Annotated in this window: 23 protein-coding genes; 8 read left to right on the plus strand and 15 right to left on the minus strand. The window is 63.5% G+C overall.

Annotated elements, in window-relative coordinates; translation table 11 throughout:
• Positions 1-24 precede the first annotated feature (24 nt).
• Both A6745_RS10140 and A6745_RS10145 read left to right on the plus strand, forming a co-directional pair.
• On the plus strand, positions 25-963 hold the full coding sequence (locus A6745_RS10140) for a LysR family transcriptional regulator (protein WP_066126560.1): 939 nt from the start codon (positions 25-27) through the stop codon (positions 961-963).
• 210 nt (positions 964-1173) lie between these two features.
• Entirely contained in the window at positions 1174-2181 is a 1008-nt protein-coding gene (locus tag A6745_RS10145; protein WP_066126561.1) for an aldehyde dehydrogenase family protein, read from the plus strand.
• Here A6745_RS10145 and A6745_RS27805 read toward each other — a convergent pair.
• From A6745_RS27805 to A6745_RS10185, 8 genes are all read right to left on the minus strand, one after another.
• Positions 2163-2914 (minus strand): IS5 family transposase gene (locus A6745_RS27805; RefSeq protein ID WP_231885967.1). Its coding sequence is split into 2 segments (ribosomal slippage): positions 2163-2590 and positions 2590-2914, totalling 753 coding nucleotides; the frame shifts between segments, so codons are not numbered across the junction. The two genes, A6745_RS10145 and A6745_RS27805, sit on opposite strands and share 19 nt — an antisense overlap.
• A 55-nt stretch (positions 2915-2969) precedes the next feature.
• Positions 2970-4385 (minus strand): DHA2 family efflux MFS transporter permease subunit, encoded by a 1416-nt coding sequence (locus tag A6745_RS10155; RefSeq protein WP_066126564.1) that lies wholly within the window; start codon positions 4383-4385, stop codon positions 2970-2972.
• Complete coding sequence (locus A6745_RS10160; protein WP_066126567.1) at positions 4385-5401, minus strand: zinc-dependent alcohol dehydrogenase family protein; 1017 nt, start codon at positions 5399-5401, stop codon at positions 4385-4387. The genes A6745_RS10155 and A6745_RS10160 overlap by 1 nt, the downstream gene beginning before the upstream one ends.
• Complete coding sequence (locus A6745_RS10165; protein ID WP_066126569.1) at positions 5398-5886, minus strand: cytochrome P460 family protein; 489 nt, start codon at positions 5884-5886, stop codon at positions 5398-5400. The genes A6745_RS10160 and A6745_RS10165 overlap by 4 nt, the downstream gene beginning before the upstream one ends.
• A gap of 2 nt (positions 5887-5888) precedes the next feature.
• Entirely contained in the window at positions 5889-6680 is a 792-nt protein-coding gene (locus tag A6745_RS10170) for a carboxymuconolactone decarboxylase family protein (protein WP_082853005.1), read from the minus strand.
• Positions 6658-7152 (minus strand): (R)-mandelonitrile lyase, encoded by a 495-nt coding sequence (locus A6745_RS10175; protein WP_082853006.1) that lies wholly within the window; start codon positions 7150-7152, stop codon positions 6658-6660. Before A6745_RS10175 ends, A6745_RS10170 begins: the two co-directional genes overlap by 23 nt.
• A 27-nt stretch (positions 7153-7179) precedes the next feature.
• The gene (locus tag A6745_RS10180) at positions 7180-7587 is read right to left on the minus strand and encodes a (R)-mandelonitrile lyase (RefSeq protein ID WP_066126572.1); all 408 of its coding nucleotides are present in this window, start codon (positions 7585-7587) and stop codon (positions 7180-7182) included.
• Positions 7588-7630: 43 nt separating this feature from the next.
• Positions 7631-7987, minus strand: coding sequence for a cyclophilin-like fold protein (locus A6745_RS10185; RefSeq protein WP_082853007.1), 357 nt, complete (start codon positions 7985-7987; stop codon positions 7631-7633).
• Positions 7988-8333: 346 nt separating this feature from the next.
• Here A6745_RS10185 and A6745_RS10190 point away from each other — a divergent pair, with 346 nt between their 5' ends.
• Positions 8334-9248 (plus strand): LysR family transcriptional regulator, encoded by a 915-nt coding sequence (locus tag A6745_RS10190; RefSeq protein ID WP_066126576.1) that lies wholly within the window; start codon positions 8334-8336, stop codon positions 9246-9248.
• 47 nt (positions 9249-9295) lie between these two features.
• Here the strand turns inward: A6745_RS10190 and mobH are convergent, their stop codons facing one another.
• Positions 9296-11158: a MobH family relaxase gene (mobH, locus tag A6745_RS10195; RefSeq protein WP_066126579.1), complete on the minus strand. Its 1863-nt coding sequence runs from the start codon at positions 11156-11158 to the stop codon at positions 9296-9298.
• A gap of 315 nt (positions 11159-11473) precedes the next feature.
• Here mobH and A6745_RS10200 point away from each other — a divergent pair, with 315 nt between their 5' ends.
• The 3 genes from A6745_RS10200 (at position 11474) to A6745_RS10210 (ending at position 13198) form a co-directional block, all read left to right on the plus strand.
• The gene (locus tag A6745_RS10200) at positions 11474-12100 is read left to right on the plus strand and encodes a hypothetical protein (RefSeq protein WP_003090221.1); all 627 of its coding nucleotides are present in this window, start codon (positions 11474-11476) and stop codon (positions 12098-12100) included.
• Positions 12101-12112: 12 nt separating this feature from the next.
• Positions 12113-12742, plus strand: coding sequence for an RES family NAD+ phosphorylase (locus A6745_RS10205; protein WP_066126581.1), 630 nt, complete (start codon positions 12113-12115; stop codon positions 12740-12742).
• 84 nt (positions 12743-12826) lie between these two features.
• Positions 12827-13198: a DUF3742 family protein gene (locus A6745_RS10210; RefSeq protein ID WP_066126582.1), complete on the plus strand. Its 372-nt coding sequence runs from the start codon at positions 12827-12829 to the stop codon at positions 13196-13198.
• A 4-nt stretch (positions 13199-13202) separates the two neighbouring features.
• Here A6745_RS10210 and A6745_RS10215 read toward each other — a convergent pair whose 3' ends face one another.
• Genes A6745_RS10215 through A6745_RS10235 form a run of 5 tightly spaced genes read right to left on the minus strand, consistent with a single transcriptional unit; the run spans position 13203 to position 17886 of the window.
• On the minus strand, positions 13203-14711 hold the full coding sequence (locus tag A6745_RS10215; RefSeq protein WP_066126584.1) for a conjugal transfer protein TraG N-terminal domain-containing protein: 1509 nt from the start codon (positions 14709-14711) through the stop codon (positions 13203-13205).
• 15 nt (positions 14712-14726) lie between these two features.
• Positions 14727-15095, minus strand: a complete 369-nt coding sequence (locus tag A6745_RS10220) for a hypothetical protein (RefSeq protein ID WP_066126587.1) — start codon at positions 15093-15095, stop codon at positions 14727-14729.
• The gene (locus A6745_RS10225) at positions 15092-16486 is read right to left on the minus strand and encodes an integrating conjugative element protein (RefSeq protein ID WP_066126589.1); all 1395 of its coding nucleotides are present in this window, start codon (positions 16484-16486) and stop codon (positions 15092-15094) included. The genes A6745_RS10220 and A6745_RS10225 overlap by 4 nt, the downstream gene beginning before the upstream one ends.
• A gap of 9 nt (positions 16487-16495) precedes the next feature.
• Positions 16496-17443, minus strand: a complete 948-nt coding sequence (locus A6745_RS10230; protein WP_066126591.1) for a TIGR03756 family integrating conjugative element protein — start codon at positions 17441-17443, stop codon at positions 16496-16498.
• Entirely contained in the window at positions 17440-17886 is a 447-nt protein-coding gene (locus A6745_RS10235; protein ID WP_066126593.1) for a TIGR03757 family integrating conjugative element protein, read from the minus strand. The genes A6745_RS10230 and A6745_RS10235 overlap by 4 nt, the downstream gene beginning before the upstream one ends.
• A gap of 362 nt (positions 17887-18248) precedes the next feature.
• On the opposite strand from A6745_RS10235, the gene A6745_RS10240 reads away from it, so the two are divergent.
• Both A6745_RS10240 and A6745_RS10245 read left to right on the plus strand, forming a co-directional pair.
• On the plus strand, positions 18249-18551 hold the full coding sequence (locus A6745_RS10240) for an HU family DNA-binding protein (protein WP_066126595.1): 303 nt from the start codon (positions 18249-18251) through the stop codon (positions 18549-18551).
• Positions 18552-18645: 94 nt separating this feature from the next.
• Complete coding sequence (locus A6745_RS10245) at positions 18646-19122, plus strand: helix-turn-helix domain-containing protein (protein ID WP_066126597.1); 477 nt, start codon at positions 18646-18648, stop codon at positions 19120-19122.
• A gap of 61 nt (positions 19123-19183) precedes the next feature.
• Here A6745_RS10245 and A6745_RS10250 read toward each other — a convergent pair whose 3' ends face one another.
• The gene (locus tag A6745_RS10250) at positions 19184-19936 is read right to left on the minus strand and encodes a DsbA family protein (protein WP_066126599.1); all 753 of its coding nucleotides are present in this window, start codon (positions 19934-19936) and stop codon (positions 19184-19186) included.
• Positions 19937-19947: the final 11 nt, after the last annotated feature.

Consider the following 19947-nt stretch of genomic DNA (forward strand, 5'->3'; position numbering starts at 1 on the left):
GGTCGTTAGAGGATCTTTCTGATCATGAGTACGTCACCGCTTCACCACCGCATCCGCCTCAGCCAGCTTCGACTCTTGGTGGCTCTGTCTGATACAGGTTCACTGCAACGCGCGGCCGAAGCGATCCACGTGACGCAGCCGGCGGCCACCAAGGCACTGCAGCAACTCGAACAAGGTTCGGGTGAGGTTTTGGTGCAGCGCAGCGGAATGGGCAGTGTCTTGACCCCGCAAGGGGAAATACTGTGTCGTCGCGCGCGCCTGGTGTTGGCGGAGCTACAGGATGCTGAAGAAGAGCTGGGACTATGGCACAGTGGCGCCGCCGGGCACATTACTATTGGCACGCTTCCGGTCTCGACGCCGCATCTGGTTCCGCTGGCGTTATCGCAGCTCTTACAGGCTGCGCCCCGCATCACGACCACCGTGCTCGAAGGTAACTCCGACGCCATGTTCAGAGATCTCAAGGCCGGCGGCATTGACCTTCTGGTAGGGCGCTTCTACGCGGGACAGGACAAGGAACTGCGCACCGAGGCCTTGTACGAATCGGTCTTCCGGTTGGGTGTGAGGACAGGACATCCATTGACTACTCTCTCCCATCCCGGATGGAGCGACGTGCTGGCCTATCCTTGGATACTGCCTCCGACCGGTGTGCGGACGAGACCGGCGCTCGAAGACATGTTTCGTCGCGCACTGGTGGGGACACCAAAGACTCCGGTGGAATCCACGTCCTACTTGGTCATGCGTTCGCTGATGTTCAATTCAGATATCGTTTGCCCGATGCCGGTCGAGGTGTTCCAGGACGACGTAAAGTTGGGCTTGACGCAGTTGCTGCCCTTTGCTCTTGATCTCACACTACCGCCGATCAGCGTAGTGTGGCTTGGCAAGCGCTTACCCACGCCCGCCGCGCGCGCATTCATCGAGCAACTGCGCCTTGTCAGCCGTCGAATTGCCACCACGACCGTTTGATCTTCCATCATTGGCAGTGGGACGCGGACGCCCTCATCCGATGAATTGCCTAGCCTTGAATGGGTAATGACGCGGGGCCCTATCACTTCCGGTTATACGCGCAGGAAAACGTTTCAGTACAGCTTTTGACCGCAATTTTCTAGACTGCCTCCATTCCAAATCCCGTGCTTCGAACGAGGGTCCGAAGCAATTTTCACCTGGAGGCAGTATATGAATCAAGAAGCCCTGGCCGACGCGCCAACCACAAATCTGGAGACATTCGACCTGTTCATCGACGGCAAGTACGTGTCGTCACGCTCCGGCAAGACATTCGGCACCGTGAATCCCTACACCGGCGAGCTTTGGGCCAACGTGCCCGATGCCGACACCGAGGATATCGACCAGGCCGTGGCGGCCGCGCGCAGGGCCCTGAACGGGCCTTGGGGCAGGATGAGCGGCTTCCAGCGTGCGAAGCTCATGCGCCGCCTGGGCGAACTGGTCGAGCAGAACGCCGATTGGCTAGCACGCATGGAGGTACGGGACTCCGGCAAGCTGTACCGCGAGATGATCTTCCAGCTGCGTTACCTGCCGGAGTGGTTTAACTATTACTCGGGCTTGGCAGACAAGATTGAAGGGCGCACGATCCCGACCGACAAGAATAACTTTCTGGTCTACACCCAGCGCAAGCCCGTGGGCGTGGTCGCCGCCATCACGCCGTGGAATGCCCCATTGATGCTGATGGTATTCAAGCTGGCACCGGCACTGGCCGCGGGCTGCACCTTCGTGATCAAGCCCTCGGAACATGCACCTGCCTCCACGCTGGCTTTTGCTCGGCTGGTAGCGGAAGCAGGATTTCCGCCCGGCGTGTTCAATGTGGTAACTAGCATGAACCCCCACATCGGCGCGCATCTGGCGGGCCACCCAGGTGTGAACAAGGTGGTCTTCACCGGCTCCACCGCTACTGGCCGCGCCGTGGCGCAGGCTGCGGCGACCCAGCTCAATGGCGTCGTGCTGGAGTTGGGTGGCAAGTCGCCTCAGGTGGTGTTTGATGACGCCGACATTCCGTCGGCCGTCAACGGGGTGATCGCCGGCATTTTCGCTGCCACGGGGCAGACATGCATGGCGGGCTCCCGGCTGATCGTCCAGCGCAGCATCGCGGACGAGATGGTCCGGCGTATCACCGAGCGGGCCAACACGATCCGCCTAGGGTGTGTTAACAATCAAGCCAACCAGATATAGGCACAAGCGAGACTGAGCATGCCAAAGAAGTTACGCGCCAGTTTTTCGTATCGCGTGGCGATGCGGCGAAACTGCTTGAGACGACCGAAGAACCGTTCCACCAAATTGCGATCCTTATACACATGACGGTCATACTCTCTTTGCTCCACGCGATTGGCTTTGGGCGGTATAACCGCCTCAATATCGCGCTGCGCAAGGTACTCCAGCACATGATTGGCGTCATAGCCTTTGTCTGCCAGCACGGCATCGGCTTCAAACCCTTCTATCAATGCCTGCGCATGCGTCACATCGCTTACCTGTCCACCACTGAGCAAACAGCGCAGCGGGTTGCCCAGCGCATCGACTGCCGCATGGATTTTGGTACTCAGCCCGCCTCTGGAGCGTCCAAGGGCTTGATCGCCTGCTTTTTTTGGGCTCCCGCTGCATGTTGGTGGGCTCTGACGATGGTGCTGTCAATCATGAGGGCTTCCAAATCCTGGTCCACCCCCAGCACGCTCATGATGCCCAGCCATCTGCCGCGTTTGCACCAACGATTAAAGCGCGTGTATGTGCTGTGCCAGTTGCCCAACTCTGTGGGCAGATCACGCCAGGGTGAGCCTGTTCGGGCGATCCACAGAACGGCTTCTATAAATCGCCGATTGTCTGCTGCGGTGACTCCGCTGTCGCTGGCTTTGCCGGGCAACATCGCCTCGATCCTTGCCCATTTGGCGTCACTTAGAAGCTCTCTCGCCATTGCACAGATTTGTAGTTTTGCTCCTCAAATCATAGCAAACGATTGTTAACACACCCTAGGTGCTCTCGGGCGTCTCGGATGAACCGGATGACTGAAGGCGCGTTCCCACGGCCGCGGTGATCAGGGCGATGCCAGCCGCCACGAACAAGCTGGTGCGCATCCCCGCCATGAAACTGGACGCCTGCGTCAGCAGTGCGCCGAACACCGCCACCGCCAGCGCACCGCCCACTTGGCGGCTGGTGTTGAACACGCCGCTGGCCGTGCCCGCCAGCGCCGCCGGTACGCTGGACAGCAACACCGCCGTCACCGGCGGCGCAACAAACGGGCCGGCCAGGCCCACCAGCACCATCAGCGCGGCGATCCAGGCGACCGGCGCCGACGCCGGCAGTGCTGCCACGGCCGCCAGCCCGACGGCCATGCTCATCAGTCCGCTCACGATCATGGTTCGCGCGCCAAAGCGGCGCACCAGCCGCGCACTGAACGGCGTCAGCACGAGCCCAATCAACATCATCGGCAGGAAGGCGATCCCCGTCGCAGGCGCCGACAGGCCGCGCTGCTGTTGCAAGTACAGGCTCATCACGAACGGCAGACCGAAGTAGCCGACCATGAACGTGAAGCCCACCGCCATGGAAATCCGGGCATTGCGTGGCGCCAACAGGCCCGAGGGCACCATGGGGTGCGCCCCACGGCGTTGCGACCACACGAAGGCACCCAGCGCCAACAATGCCAGCGCGAAGGCGAGCCACACCGGCGTTGCACCCAGCCCCTGCGCACCCGCCTCGATGGCCCCGTAGATCAACGCCCCCATGGCGAGTACAGCCGTCATCTGTCCCGCCGCATCAAAGGGCGCGGGACGCCGCGGTGACGCTGGTGTGCGCGCCAGGAATATCAGGGTCAGCAGGCCGACGGGAAGATTGATGAAGAAGATCCAGCGCCAGTCCAGCGAAACCAGCCAGCCACCGATCACCGGGCCGGATGTGGCCGCCACGGAGCCGCCCATGGCCCACAGGGCTACCGCATGACCGCGCCGAACCGGGTCTGGATACGCCTGGCGGATCAGCGCCATGGAGGCCGGCATCATCGCCGCTGCGCCGACGCCTTGTGCCAGGCGTGCCGCGACCAATACCGCCAGAGTCGGCGCCCATCCACAGGCCATAGAGGCCACGACGAACACCGCCAGACCGATGCCGAAGGCTCGGCGTGCGCCGATGCGGTCAGCCAGCGCGCCGGCCGAAAGCAGCAGCGCGCCGAACATCAGCGTGTAGCCATCAACGACCCATTGGAGCCCGTCCACGCTGGCGCCAAGATCGTGGGCCAACGTTGGCAGGGCGACGTTGACCACCACCGCATCCAGGGTGATGACGAAGAACCCCAGGAGTGCCGCAGTCAGTGTCGCCTGTGCGCGGCGCCGTTCCGTTGACGCCAAGGCATCCGCTGCATGCGTGAACCCACCGCTCGGCTTTAGCGACATTACGGCATCAGCAGCGTCTTGATGGCGCGGCGCTCATCCATGGCCTGGTAGCCCTCGGCCACCTGCGCCAGCGGCAAGGTCAGATCGAACACCTGGCCGGGACGGATCTTGCCATCCAGCGTCAGCCCGATCAGGTTCGGCAGGTACTGGCGCACCGGCGCCGGGCCACCGTGCAGATGCACGTGCTCGAAGAACAGTTCCTCGCCCTTGAGTTCTACGCCGTGGGGCACGCCCACGTAGCCCACATGGCCGCCCACGCGCGTGGCATGGATGGCCTGCCACAGGGACTCTTGCGTGCCCACGCATTCGATGGTGCAGTCCACGCCCAGCCCTTCGGTCATGTCCTGGATGCGTGCAACACCTTCGTCGCCGCGCTCTTCCACGATGTCGGTGGCGCCAAAGCTGCGTGCCAGTTGCTGGCGCGCTGCGTGCCGGCTCATGGCGATGATGCGCTCGGCTCCCATTTGCCTGGCGGACAGCACCGCCAGCAGGCCCACCGCCCCATCGCCCACCACGGCCACCGTGGAGCCGGGCTGAACCTGAGCCGCTGCCGCGCCGAACCAACCCGTGCCCATCACATCGGACAGAGCCAGCAAGTCAGGCAGCATGGCCTGCGAGGGCATCGACGGGGTGGCGACCAGCGTGCCATCGGCCAGCGGCACGCGCAGGAGCGGCGCCTGGGCGCCACCGACGAATTCGGCCTGCTGGCAGGACGACTGGTAGCCATGGTTGCAGACCGGGCATGCGTTGTCGGAGGCGAAAAAAGAGCCGATGACGAACTGGCCGGGCTTGACGCTGCGCACGGCGCTGCCCACATCCTCGACCACGCCGCAATACTCATGGCCCATCGGCATGGGATCGGGCGTGGACTGAATGCCCCGGTAGGGCCACAGATCGGAGCCGCACACGCAGGTGGCGGCAATGCGCACGATGGCGTCGGTCGGTTTGAGAATGGCCGGGTCGGGCCGCTCCTCGAAGCGGATGTCGCGCGGCCCGTACAGCATGGTGGCTTTCATGGTTGTTTGCTCCCCAACGTTTGCATGCGGGCATAGGTAAAGACGAAGTCATTGCGGGCCTGCGGCTTGTGGCAGGCCATGCAGCGGGCCAGGTTTTCGCTGCGGTTGATGCGGCGATCCGGCCCGAAGGACTGGAAGGCCCAGTCCCCGGTGCGCACGTCCTCTGGCTGCGCATCACCATAGCCAGCCCGCTTTTCCATGGCGATGTAGCGCAGCAGCTTGCCGTCGCGGTAGTCCTCCATGAAAATCACCGTCCCATCGGGCAACGGCTGGTTCTTGCTGGCAGCCTCGATGGCTTCGCGGCTGGTATAGATTTCCTCGCGCACGTTGCCGCGCTCCACGGTGGCGTAGTGGACGCCTTGCTTGTAGTTCTCGGGGAACTGCACGGGACTGGATATCTCGCTGGCCCACACCGCCATTCCCAAGGCGGCGCCCCCTGTCAGGCCACCCGCCCATCCGAGCCGGCGTTGGATGGGGGATGCCATGTTCACTTCCCCTTCGTGGTCGCCAGATGGCGATCCAATGCCGCGCTCGCACGGCGAGCCATTTCGGCATCCACTCGCGCAGCCAGCACCTGGGTGAGTTGCCGCAATTGACCGGCCGTGAGGCCCACGTTCATGCTGATGCGCATGTGCGCCTGCAGTTGCGAATCGGCCCCGGGCAGTGCCGAGAGCATGCCCACGGTGGCCAGCTCGCGGCTTTGCCAATCGAGGTTGTCCCGCTCGAAGATGTCGCCGAACAGGTGGGTGCGCAGGTACTCGTTCGCCGTCGGCGCGAAATCGAACAGCGGCCCTTCGACTGGCCCGCCCGACAGCTTGGTCTGGTTGGCCGTGCCCGCGGCCAGCAGTGCGTCGCCCTTCGGGATGGGGCGGCTGGGCGCGCTGCCCGGCGCATCCTGGATGCCGCGCTGCTTGCGGGCCTCCAGCACCTTCATCAGCTCACCCAGCGCATTGAGGCTGCGCGGAAAGCCGGCATAGGCGTAGAGTTGCACGAGGATCTCACGGGCGTCGCTCACCGTCATGCCGGCGTCCAACCCTTGGGTGAGCGCGGCATTCAGCTTGGCCATGTCGCCTGCGGCGGCAAATGCCGCAATGGGCACGATGGCCTGCTGGCGTGCAGAAAGAGTTTCGGAAGCGCTGGGCGCGCTGGCGGGTGCTGGGTTCATCGGCTGGGTCTCCTGTGCATGGGATGCGTGGCTCAATGCGGCGGTCAGCGCCAAGGCCAGCACACCGGCACGAGCCCGCGTCCCACGGTGTTTAGCGTGCGTTGTATTGCTCATCGGTGACTTTCTCCATCCATGTGACGTTCTTTCCATCCACCGTGCCGGTGACGGCCAGATGGCTCATGGCCGTGCCGGGCGCTGCGCCGTGCCAGTGCTTGACGCCGGGCGGGCACCACACGACGTCGCCGGGGCGGATGACCTGCACCGGCTTGCCCCATTCCTGCGTCAGCCCGACGCCGGAGGTCACGACCAGTCGCTGTCCCGCTGGATGGGTGTGCCAAGCCGAACGCGCGCCGGGCTCGAAAGTGACCAGGCCGCCAGAGGCATTGATGTTCTTGTCGGCGGGCCAGACAGGATCGACCCGCACGCGGCCGGTGAAGAATTCGGCGGGGCCAGCAGCCGAGGGCTGGTCCCCCGCGCGCGTGATCTGCTGCGCATCAGCGGACGTGTTGGCCTGCGGCTCTGCAGCCAAGGCCATCGTGGCCTGCAGAGCGGTCGCGCATAGAGCGAGTTTGAGGAACGAGTGCATGAGTTTCCTTTCCTGAAGTAAGACGGCTCAGCCGCGCGGCCCGGCGAGGTACTGATCGTCGGTGACGTGTTCCATCCATTCGACGTTCTTGCCATCCAGGGCTTCCTGGATCGCGATGTGCGTCATGGCCGTGGTCGGCGAAGCGCCATGCCAGTGCCGATGACCGGGCGGACACCAGATGACATCGCCTGCGCGGATCTCCACGATGGGCTCGCCCTCGCACTGCGTCCAGCCGCAGCCGGCGGTGACGATCAGCGTCTGCCCCAGCGGATGGCTGTGCCAGGCCGTGCGTGCGCCCGGCTCGAAGGTGACGGCAGCGCACGACACGCGGGCCGGTGCGGGCGGGTTGTTCAGCGGGTCGATGCGAACCGTGCCGGTGAACCACTCGGCAGGCCCTTTGGTGGAAGGCTGAGATCCAGCGCGTTTGAGTTCCATGGCTGTTCCTTTCAATGTTTGAGGGTGAGCGTTGGCCGGCGCATCAGTCTTTCCCGACGGCCTCGATTCGAGCGTTCAACGGGCCGCGGCCACGTAGCACCTGGATGTCGCCTTCGATGCGGCCGAGCTTGACCAAGCCATTGGCATGGCCGAAGCCCTTGTAGAAGATGGCGAGGTTGCCCCAGGGGGCGTAGTAGGTGATGTCGCCAACGGAAGGTGTGATACCCGCTGGCGCTCCAGCCGTGGAGAGTTTCTTGGGCAACTGCGCGATCTTTTCGGTAGAGGCGTAGTCCTCCAAGTCCAGCGTCAACGGCAGCAAGCCGAGAAAGTCGCGCGCAGCGGCGTTGTCCTCCAAGGTCGCGGAGAGCACCTGTCCGTTGATCGTCAAACTGATATTCATCGAGCTGGCTCCTTGATTCGGTGTTGCTGAACGCTGCGCGGGCATGGACCGAGGTGCATCCGTCCCTTTTTCGGCATGTGCCAGCGTGATTGCCCCCGCCAATGCCAATAGCAAAGCCGCAGATGCGCAGCGAGATCGCATCGGTTTCCTCCTGGTTTGATCGAGGCCTGCGTTGGCAAATGCGGAACACCCAAGCAGGGTCTCGCTCGTGGCCTGTAATTGCCAAGGAATCCCTCGACAGCTCACTGCCTTTGGCAGGCAATATCGTCCGTATGGAACTGTAGTGCTCTCTTCATTGGTTTAGAAGACCGTAAAATTGATATACGGTGATGCAAAGGATTCACCAATGGCAAAAGAGAACCTCAACGACCTGCAAGCGTTCGTCGCCGTGGCCCGTGAACGCAGCTTCACCCGGGCCGCGGCGCAACTGGGACTGTCCCGCTCTGCGCTGAGCCACGCCATGCTGGCCCTGGAGGCCCGCTTGGGCGTGCGGCTTCTGACGCGAACCACCCGCAGCGTGTCCACCACGGAGGCCGGCGCGCGGCTGCTGGATGCAGTGGCGCCCCGACTTGACGAGATCGAACTGGAGTTGGGCTCGCTCAGCGCCATGCGCGACAAGCCAGCCGGCACGGTGCGTATCACGGCGCACGACCACGCCATCTCCACCGTCCTCTGGCCTCGGTTGCTGCCGCTGCTGAAGGACTACCCCGACGTCCACGTCGAGTTCAGCGTGGACTATGCGTTCACCGACATCGCGGCGCACCGCTTCGACGCTGGGGTGCGCATAGGCGACCGCGTGGACAAGGATATGATCGCCGTGCGCATCGCGCCGAATCTGCGCATGGCGGTGGCCGCATCCCCCGAGTACCTCGCCGGCAAGCCGCTGCCAGTCACGCCGCATGACTTGACCGACCATCGCTGCATCAATCTACGGCTACCAACCCACGGGGGCCTGTATGCGTGGGACTTCGAGAAGGATGGGCAGTCGATCAATGTGCGCGTGGGCGGCCAGACCACGTTCAACAACACCTTCCTGATGCTCCGGGCCGCTTTGGATGGCATGGGCTTTGCCTTTGTGCCCCTCGACATCATGCAGCCGCACATTGATGAGGGCCGGTTGGTACCGGTGCTGCAGGAGTGGTGGCCGTCGTTTCCGGGCTATCACTTGTACTACGCGAACCGCAAGCAGATTTCACCGGCGCTTGCGTTGGTGATCGAGGCATTGCGATGGCGTGAAGGCCACGCTGATGCAGTCACATAGTCGCATCTAGCCGCGGACCCTCTCTCATCAGGCTTCTCCGAAATGATTCATCCTTCCTTGGCCAATGAAAGATAGGGGTTGTTTGGCGGTATCTCGGCGAATACAAGGGAAGCATCCTTCAGCAGATACCCATGCAGTTGGCGGGACTTTCTTGGGCCCGAGACGTCAGAGGTCCAGATATTCAGGCCATTGGGATGCTTGCGATGTAGCTGCAGCCGCTCAAAGCGCTTTTGTACCCATTGCCAATCCTGCTGGCTTTCCTGCTTGGCCAACGTGCCCACCAGCGGATGCTCCTGTGCGTAGCGTTGGAACACGCCTGGACTGACCAGGTACGCGGTATCGCTCACGGTATGCACGAGCGCCTTCGCGTCGTTGATGATGAGCTTGCGCGACGCGATCCCTTGGTGCAGCCACTCCATGAAATGCTCACCGGACGGCTGTGCGCTCAAGGATGGCGACGCAGCTATGGGTGCAAGCGATGGTGGCGAGGTCACGGCAGTCGTCGGCATGGGTACTTGGGAGCGTGCGGTAGCAACTTTGGCTGAATCGGTCTGCTCATCCCGGAGAACGTCGGGCGTGTCGCTCATGCCCACCATGACCAGCATGTCCTCCATCACATCAGGCATGGGCTGGGCGGTGGGCGGCGACGCGGTGACGACGGTGTTGCCACCCTCCCATGGCGGCGTCTCCTGGCCCTCCGGGGCTGGCGGCGCTCCAGCCACAGGTGGCGTGGCCGGTGCACCGACGTCGTTTTCTGCGGGTGTCGCATCGACCGCTACCGTGCCCACAAAGGCCGTCGGCCGCTCGCCGGCTTCCCAGATCAGCGCGGGAGCGAGGCGCAGCAGGGTGAACGAGTGGGACCAGCCGGTCGCACTGGTCACGGTCGCGCGCCAGACCGCCTTGTCGTCCGGCGTGGGCTGCAACATGCCATGCTCCTGCAGCACGTTGAAGACGGCGGTGTTGCTCGCGGGGATGCCGTCGATGCCCTGAGACAGCAGGTGCGCGCGCAGCTTGTCCGAGACCGTCTTGCTCACCAGCCACAAGCTGTCCTCGGTGAGCCAGCCATCGGAGGCTTCCGGCTGGTTCAGTTTCAACTGTTCCTTGAGCAGGTAGCGCAACCCGTCGAGCAGCTTGCGCTGCAGCGCGTGCTTGGGCGCAGCCATGGCGCGGGCCGGATCGCCGCCCAGTTCCTGGGCCACCGAAGCCCGGTCGGCCTGCACGACAAGTTCGCCTAGCACGCCGGCGTGCTCGTACTGGCCGGCCAGGACGTAGAGCAGCGGTCCCCACAGGTCGGGATAGCCGCTGAGCCAGTCCAGGGCCTCACGGTCGAGCAGTTGGCGGTAGAGCAGCCCCGTCGCGGCGCTGTGCAGGCGGTACTCGCGATCATCGCGATAGCGGAATCGGTATGGCTGGTGCAGCGGGCCGTGCCACGGGTGCCAGGTGCTGCCGTCGGCCAGTTCGACGTGCAGATCGACTGCGATCTTGCCGATGTCGTGCAGCAGCGCGGCATAGGCGACTGCGGCAGTCCAGGCTTCAGACTGCGCCGCCTGGTCTTCGGGACTGGCGCCAATAGGCAGCAGATGGGACTGCCGCAGCTTGAGCGCATAGGCGACGATCTCCAACCCGTGATCCAGCATGCCGCCGGGGTAAGCGTGGTGATGGCTTTCCGATGCGGGGAATTGTTGGACCAACTCGGCGTAGTGCTCCAGCGGCGTGCGGTATAGGGTGGCGAACTGCCGCCGCGACAGCGACGTGCGCTGCCAGATGTGTTCCAGCAGCTTCTGCCGGCGCGGTGTTGCCAGCAGCGATGCGGCCGATTCGGGCCGCAGCAACCCTTTCGGGAGGTCGGTGGCGGGCGCTGGCGACGGGGCAGCGACCGGGGGCCGTTTTCGCTGGAACAGGGAGAGCATGCGGGTGTCCTCTGGGGGGCCGGCCGGGAGGCCTTTTCGCCTTTTCGAGGTAGGGCCTTTCCCCTTGCACCCCATTCCCTTGCCGTTTCGGCCCTTTGGCCTTTAACCGTTTCGGTATAGCCGGGCCTGGGTTGCGTCTCCAGCGTCAATGTGGAACCCGCACGAATGGATTGGACGGAGACCTGGCGCTGGCCCCTGCCTATGCTGCGGGGACGCTACCCCCGGCAGGTAGGCTCTCGCTCAGGCGACTAAGTTGACAAATGCGACAAGGGCGACTAGAGTGAATCCTGTCTCAAACCTGCTTGGGAGATGACCATGCCCACCGCCATTGAATTCATTGCCGATCGTCTGCCGCGCGTCACCGTGGAGGACGTGCGCCGTTTCGCGGATACCGTTGAAATCCTGGATGCGCCGGCTTTCGCGGCCGAGTTGCAGGCGTTCATTCACGAGCGCGTGGAGGCGGTAAAACTGCCAGCCAACCTCGAAGGCGAAACGGTGGAGCAGGCCCTGGCGCGCAAGGCGGCCGCGCTGCGCACCGAAACGCGCTGGACCCCGACTGAAACCGACGTCCAGCGAGGCCGCGCCGTGTTGCTGGAATCCTTCAACCAGCCGCACAACCTGCCGATCCCCGAGTACGCCAAGCTGGCGGACAAGTCGCGCCAGCAGATCTACAAGGACATCCTCGCGCGCCGGCTGCTGGCGCTGAATGTGGGGCCGCGCGGCCAGAAGCTGCCCGACTGGCAGCTCGACCCGGTGAAGCAGCAGTTGACCCAAACCGTGCTTCAAGAGGTCGAGGGCATCGACCACTGGACGATCTACCGCGCACTATCCGAACCGCTCGAAGGCTTGGGCGGACGCTCGCCGGTGGATGCGGTGACGCATGGCACGATCGATGACGTGGCCGAAGCGGTGTTCAACGTGCTGGGCGTCCAGGTGCATTGAGGCAAGACCGCCATGAGCCGCGAACTGCCTTCGTTCCTGATCGATGCCGGTGAACTGCTCCAGCATGTGAGCCGCATCGTCTATCGGGGCAGCCCGCTGTACTATGGCCGCAGCGGCACCAATCGCTACGATGACCCGGCGCGGGACTATGGCGTGCTGTACCTGGGGCGCGACCTGCCCACGGCGCTGATGGAGTCGGTGTTTCACAAGCACCAGTGGCTTGCGGACACGGAGCGCTCGATCGCGCTGAAAGAAGTTAAGGGCCGGATGGTGCGCGCAGTAGGCGTGATGGCCGACGTGCTCCTGGCCGACCTCACGGCGCCGGGCATCATGGCGGGCTACTTCGGCCTGAATCTGGAGCAGCTGGCCAACCGCAACTACACGCATACGCAGCAGGTGTCTGCCCAGGTGCATGCGATGCTCGATGACGACGGCCAGCCACTGTTCGACGGGTTGCTCTATCCGTCGCGCAACAACTATCCCGACACGAGCATCGCTCTGTTCGAGCGTGCGGGAACGAAGGTCAGCGTCATCGAGGACATCGACCTGGTTGACCATGTGGATTGGCCGCGTTTCGTTGCCGCCTATCGCATCGGCGTGGAACCTGACCCCGGCCCGGTGGAGCCGGACGAAGCGCCCTGAAACAGCAAGAGAACACATTGAAGCCCCGAACCGAATGACGTGGAGCAAACTGGAATAAATCTTCCTCAGCAGCAGGAGACGACCATGAACACTACAACCCGCATCAGCTTCGCAGAACGCATCGGCCGAGCCTTTGGCCGAGGGTGGCGCGCTTACGCGCACGGTGAGCGGCGCACGTCGAACTGGTTGGTCTCCAAGGGAGTTCCGGTGACGGGCACCACCGTACTGCTGTGGGCGGTCAAGCTGGTTGTGCTGGGACTGCTGTTGTACGTTGCTTTCTGGCCGGCACTGCTGCTGGTGTGCCTGTTGGTTGTGGCTCGCGGTCTTGGCAAAGGCACTGATGACTTCTCGCTGCCACGAGACGAACTGCGCCATGGTGAAGCAGGATTCGGCCTGTATTCGTCCGACGGACATCGTCTCGACCCGCACGACCCGAACAATCCGTATGACGACTAGGCGTTCAGCGCGTCACCCTGTTGACCCCCGATGAAGTACTGTCTTTCGCTTCCTTTGATCCCGTCGCGAGATTCTGTGCAATCGCACCGGCCCTAACACCTGCCCACCCCAGTGCTGCGACCCAGAAGGTCGGCAACACCAGGAACATCGTGCCCATGACGAACATCAAGAGCATGTCACCAAAGGCGTTGTTCAGCCCCACCACCGGGTCGAAATTGCTGTGCGGCCGGTTCCATCCCCAGCCCCACCCGTAGAGCGCATCGAGGATGGTGCTGTCGATCCAGCGCGCGAGCTGGAACCAGAAGTCGACGAAGAACAGCGCAAACTGTACGACGCTGACAGTGACGACCGTCTTCAGGTCGTAGGTGCCCACGACCAGCACGAGCGGAATGCAGATGACCAATGCCATCTTGAGCAAGGCAAGCACCATGGGCAAAGCTTGGCGCACCACGTCCATGGCGGGAAACGCCGCAATCGCCCCGACCGCCATCCCGACGTCGCCCGTGGCCCGGGTCACGATGTTCGGCAAGGTCTTGTCGATCTGGCCGCCATAGTCGGTATAGACGCTGCCCTGGTTCAGCTTCTGCTGCCGCGGCGAAGCGATCGCGCGGATCACCGAGTCGTCAACCTCGGTGCGGCTCAGGAACCCGGCCCAGCCCGCCAGGCGGTTCAAAAGGCTCGGGTCCACTTGCCCGAGCAGCCGTGCCCGCAGGCCGTTGCTGCCATCGGCCCACCACTGCTGGCAGGTCGGATAGCCGCCGCCGTTGGCGACCTGCGCCAAGCCCGCATCCCGGCTGCTGTCATAGGGCCAGGACTCCCGTGCCGTGCTGGACCGATAACTGTCGTAGTAGCCGCCCGTGTCAGTGAAATACCGCGAACCGATCCAGGTCACGTCGTGCATCTGATCCTCATCGAGGTCCGGACGCTGCATGAACAGCTTGGCACGGGCTGGCCCGTAGCAATCCTGGCTGAAATCCACCACTTCCTGAGCCAGTACCGGGTCGTCGATGCGGGTTGCGTCGATTTCCATCCTCATCTGCCGCAGGTCTGTCCCACACGGGATTGCCGCCACCGAAGCGCCGGTAACGGCGCGCGAGAGTGCGTGCATGAACCCCCACCAGACCGGCACCTTCGCTGACTGATTGTTAATGGTGCTGAAGGACTGCGACCAGCCCGTGTCGGCGGGAAGCGGTACGCTGACCTGGCATTGGGTCGAGCGCGAGTTGTCGTACTTGATGGTGTTCAGGTCGACGTCGATGAACGGGATTCCGGCAAACATCACCACCACGATGGCGACGAACACGCGGTTCTCGATACGTGCGGCCGAGAGTACGCCTTTGTTGCCTTCGTCGGCGCCTTCGGAACGCGCTTTCAGCCATTCCTGCACGATGATCGCCACGAAGGGTAATGCGAACACCCCGCTGGATACCAGCACCGCCCAGATGCCGTTGTGGACGATCCAGGACACCAGGGTCAGGTAGTACTCCAGGTAATCTGTCGTAAAAAGCGTCATGGCCCGAATCCTCCCTCAACCCTGCATCAGCAGGCTGGTTTCCAGCGCCACGATGGCGACGATGCCGGCGACCTCGCTGCGCAGCAGGCGGCGCCGCGCCTGTTGCACGGCTGTGGGATCGGCCTCGCACGCCAACAGCCGGCGGCGCATCCACGCCCAGCCGTAGGCCGTCGCACCGTACAGGCACAGCCGCCAGACCAGGAAGTAGCCCGCAGTGGCCGCCAGCCACCGCTCCCAGCCAGCGACGCTGCCGACCAGGTAGATGCCGGCGATGTTGACGCCCACGACGGCAGCCACGATCACTACCGTCCACAGCAGCGCCTTCGCCGCACGCCGGCTGAACAGTTGGCGTGGCCGCAGTCCGCTCGCGCGCAACGGGCTCATGGGTTGCCTCCCGGGTTGCCCTTCCGCAACTGGTCGAGGCGGTCAGGCACCGGATCGCCCTGATAGATACCGCGCGACCCAGCCGCGCGCGTGCTGTGCCGCTGGATGATCGCCATCGGCGAGTTGTTCGCCAGTTCGCGACGCAGTTCCAATTCCGTCTTGAGGTTGCGGATCTCGCGGTCGAGCGTGTCGCTCTCCTTGTTCACGGCCTCCACGGCAAGCTCGTTGGCCGCCACATTGGGCTCCTTCTTGCCGGTCAGCAGCGTACGTTGCAGCAGCAGCGCCTTCTCCAGCACCGATGACAGCGCGACCTCGGACGCCAGGCGTTGCGACAGCAGGTGCTGGTCCGGCTCGTCGCGCAACGCTTCGATGACGCCGCGCGTGATGGGCAGCGAAGCACTGCCAGCCTCGCGCAGGTTTTCAGGCGTCGTGCTCTTGGTCTTGGAAACCAAATCCTGAAGTGCCTGCAGCTTGGTTTCGTACTCTTCCTGAATCAAAGGCGTGAGCCCGACGCCGGGCACCGTCTCGGTCTTGGTGCAGGAATCGCACGTGCGCTGCTCCTGCTCCCCGAGCACCCGCGTGGCCCATTCAACCGCTTGTTGCGGCGAGGTCCAGGTTTGGCAAGACAGGCTCGCGCAACTGGCGGTCGAGATGGAGGACGTGTCGGTCACGCCGCGGCCATTGACCAGGTTGTATCCTGCACGGGTGACGTCGCCGACCACCTTGATGGCGGACTGCCCCGAACCGCCAGCATTGCTGCCCCCCACCCAGGGCACTCCGTCGTTGCCCCGCCGCGTTTCGGCCTGCTCGATGGCCGAGACCGCATCGGTACTCGAAACGGCATCGCGCAATGCCATACCTTCGGCCATCTGGCTCCATCCGAGTTGGCCGCCCGCCGTGTCGGCCATCCTCTCGGCCATGGCCCGGCACGTCAGCTTGGAGCGGTCGAAATCCAGCCGGGCCTGCAGCACGCCATTGGTGAGCAGGTTGTACAGGCCAGGATCGGCCCGCTGGATGATCAGCGCGGGCAGGGACGCCACCGCACTGGTGGCGCTCTGGATCACAGACGACATGATCTGTTGGAAGCCGTTGGTGATACCGTTGAGCTGGTTTTTCAGCGTGGTCTGGATGCTCATGTCACCGCAGATCAGATTGCTGTTCCAGCCTACGCCGACGCCGATCGAGCGCATGCCGGCCGCATGGCCCATGGACACCGCGCTGCCGCCGCCGATCGAGTACATGACGTCATCTCCGATGACGTTGCCGCTGGTCTGGTAGCCCAGTTGGCCCCAGGCCACGCCGCTTGCCAGCGTCAGTGCGCTCGCCAACGCGAGAGCGTTCCTCGCGCGACGCACCGGAACGGAGAACGGTTTGAATTCACGATGCTTCATCGCGTCACCTCAGAGGAAATCAACGCTGCCAAGGAACACCTGTCCGCGGCGTTCGCAGCAGGCATACGGCCGCCACAGCGCCCAGGCGTAGTCGCCTTGCTGGGCCTGGGTCAGGAAGCCGCTGCGAGGGAAGACCGTGCAGGACGAGGACAGAACAGGGGTGAGTTCCTGCCACTTGCCGGTCGAGGCATCGCCTTCCACCAGTGCGCCGGCAGGCCAGTAGCCGGGCCGCGAATTGGCGAGCAGCGGCTGGTAGACGTGGATCTGCCCGCGGCGCGTGACGACATCGCCCGCGCGCTGGGCAACAACCGCGCCTGCCTTGTGGTCGTCGCTCTGGTGCAGGAACCCACCGCGTGGATACACGTTGCCCCAAAGGTTCAACGTGGTGCGTGCGCCGATCTCCCGCATCCCTGGAATCAGCGCTTCGGGGTAGGCCATCTCCGGTACGTTGTAGCGCCAGGCCAGCGTGTCCAGGGTGCTGAGCAGATACGGCATGAATGCCGTGCCTGCACCCTCGCAGATGTAGCCGGACGATGAAGCGAACTCGCTGAAGACCAGAGAACCAGGATGGCCGATCACATCCGCGTTCTTGAACTTCGCGAGGTTGTTCTCATGGTCTTCGTTCGTCGTTCCGTCCCCGCCGGCCTGGGCAGATGGGTTGGGCGTGCTCATGGCACGAACTTCGATCCAGGGGTTCTCTCCGGTGTTGCTGTAGCTGGAGACGACCGCATCGGGAACGTAGTGGCGCACCTTGATGGACGTGCGTACCGTGCAGCCGGTCCAGGTGCAGTAGAGCCAGTAGCAGATGCCAACGACGCGATATTCGAGACAGTCGGGCGATGCCACCGAGCCGACGATGGTGGCGGTGTTGAGGGCGTAGCTGCCCGTGGCGCTGAGCAGCAGTACGGACGCCACGCCTGCGCGCAAGCGGCGCATCAGGTCAAATGAACGAGTCACGGCTGGGCCCTCCGGTGCTGTTCAATGCGCGCTACGGCGCGGGCCACATCTGGCTCGCCATAGACCACGTAGCGCTGGTCCACCACGATCGCTGGAATGCTGGTGACGCCCAGGCTCCAGGCATCGGTGACGCCTTGGTATGCGGAGGCGATGCGGCGCTGCAGATCAGCGCCGCCGCTGGAGAGCCGGCGCTTGACGATGGCCGTGGCCTGCTCGGGATTGGTGGGCAGATCTCCTGAAAGCTCCGCTTCAATCTGGCGGGCTTCGTCCAACTCGATCAGCCGCTCGCCGCCCATGGCCTTGACCGGGTGATGGCTGTCGGTGACGACCACCACGTCCGCAGCGAAGGTGGCCGGGCTGAAAACCGCCAGGGCGGCCGGCAGTGCCACGGTCAGGCCGAGAGTTCGCCAGCCCGGAGCGAACCGTGAATGAGATGCCGACATGTCGATTGCCCCTAAAATTGATCAGATCCCTATGAGACGCTGATGCAGGTTCTTCAGGGGAAAACAATGCGCAACCCGGCGTGTCCTATTTGTCAGTGGACACCACGCAGCCCAAAGAAATGGTTGGCTTGTTCTCAGGCACAAAAGGTTGTGCCAAGCGTCAACCTGGGATTGCGGGAATCACGGTTTATTGAGAAGTAGGAAGGCTGAATTTCTACATTGCCGGAATGGATCCGTGCAATTCCGACAAACCGCTTCGGCCGCAAAACGATGTCCGCAGGCTCAGCGACAGCCTTCGGCGACACATAGCTGACGATCGGTTATAAATCATGATTCTTCACTCTCACCGGATACCCATTCCTATGAATCGCGCCGAACTCGTGGAAATCCTTGCTTCCAAGAACGATCTGTCCAAGGCGGCCACCAATGCCGTTCTCGATACGCTGATCGACAGCATCCAGACGGCTGTCAAGAAAGGCGATGTCGTCCAGTTGGTTGGCTTTGGCACCTTCAAGTCCACGAAGCGCGCAGCGCGCACCGGCAAGAACCCTGCTACCGGCGCGGCCCTGAAAATCCCTGCGTCAACCGTGCCGAAGTTCGTGGCAGGTGCCAGGTTCAAGGCGGCTGTCGATCCCAAGGCTGCGAAGCGCAAGGCGGGTAAGTAAGTTCACGTGGGGCTTGCTGCGGGTGGCGGACACTTGGCGGCATTGGTTCTGCGAGTGACCTTCATTCAACTCATCGGCGACGGAGCCATAGGCCATGACTGCATTTTCTGAATCGTTCAGATCGGAGGTTGCTCGCATTGCGCGCAAGGACAACAAGAAAGAGATGGCATCTCTGCGCAAGGCGGCAATGAGCCAGCGGGGAGACATTGCTGCGCTCAAGCGCGACGTCAAGGAACTCACGAGCCAGGTGCACAGCCTGGCCAAGGCGCTGGAAAGAACGATGGCGGCAGCCGGACGCCAAGCACCGCAGCAACAAGCGGAGAATGCCTCCGGCCAGGAACCAGGCAAGCGCCGGGGGCGTGCATTTGTTTTCAGCCATGAAGCGCTCGCGGCCAAGCGGCAGGCATTCGGCATGACCCAGAAGGAAATGGCGAGCTTGCTTGGTGTCTCGTCGCTGAGCGTCTACAAATGGGAAACAGGGAAGGTCACCCCGCGCGAGGCGCAACTGGTGCGTGTGCGCGAAGTGCTCAAGATGGGTGTGCGCGAGGCCCGCAAGCAGACCGCCGAATGAGCAGCCGGATTGTCGACATGCGTTATGCCGCTCGCTCCGGTAAATCGACCTTCTTTTGGGGTTACTGCATTGAGGTGTTAGGCGGTTCGCTCGCTTGAGCGGCGGGACCTTCGCCTACCGCCAGCATGTCCATGGCAGAAAGCAAGGCATCGCCTTCGACTGGACCCTGCAGCAGGATGGCTTGTCCCGTATGGCGATCGAGCACACGCAGCGATGGCGTGGCGGTCACACCGCTCTTCGTGGCTTCAGCGGCCTGGGCGCGGATGGCGGCATCTGCCCGGCCGCTTGCCATGCACTGCTCAATGGCCGGCGTGGATTCGGGATAACGCAACCCATCAGGCAAGCCCTGGCCATCGCTGCGCGTATGGGCATAGACCCATTCGACGGCTTGCCAGAACTCGGCATGTCCGCCCGCTTCGGCGGCGCATTCCGCCAGGCGTGCTTCGGTTAACGCGGCAGGCTCGTGTGCGGCCAGCGGCTGGTGGTGCCATCGCAGTGCCACATCGGCGTTGCTGCCCACCCACCGCTTGATCTGCGGAAAGTACTCCCGGCAGAACGGACATTCCAGGTCCGCATAGAGCGTCAGAGTGAAACGGCCCTCCGGGTTGCCCATCTGCCAAGGTGGCCCATCGACCTGGGCCGTGCTGACTGGCGTGGGCGGCTGCGGCAAGGATTCGCCGGGCGGCCGGGACACGAACCAGATCAGCAGCAGCGCGACCAGTGCAGCGACCAGGGCCAAAGGCCAATGAAGCCGCCCACGGCGACGGCGGTACGCCTGGACCTGTATCGGGATGGAAGGACGCTTCGGCTTCATGATGTTCTCCG

Source organism: Bordetella ansorpii (genome assembly GCF_900078705.1).
Lineage (GTDB): Bacteria > Pseudomonadota > Gammaproteobacteria > Burkholderiales > Burkholderiaceae_B > Bordetella > Bordetella ansorpii_A.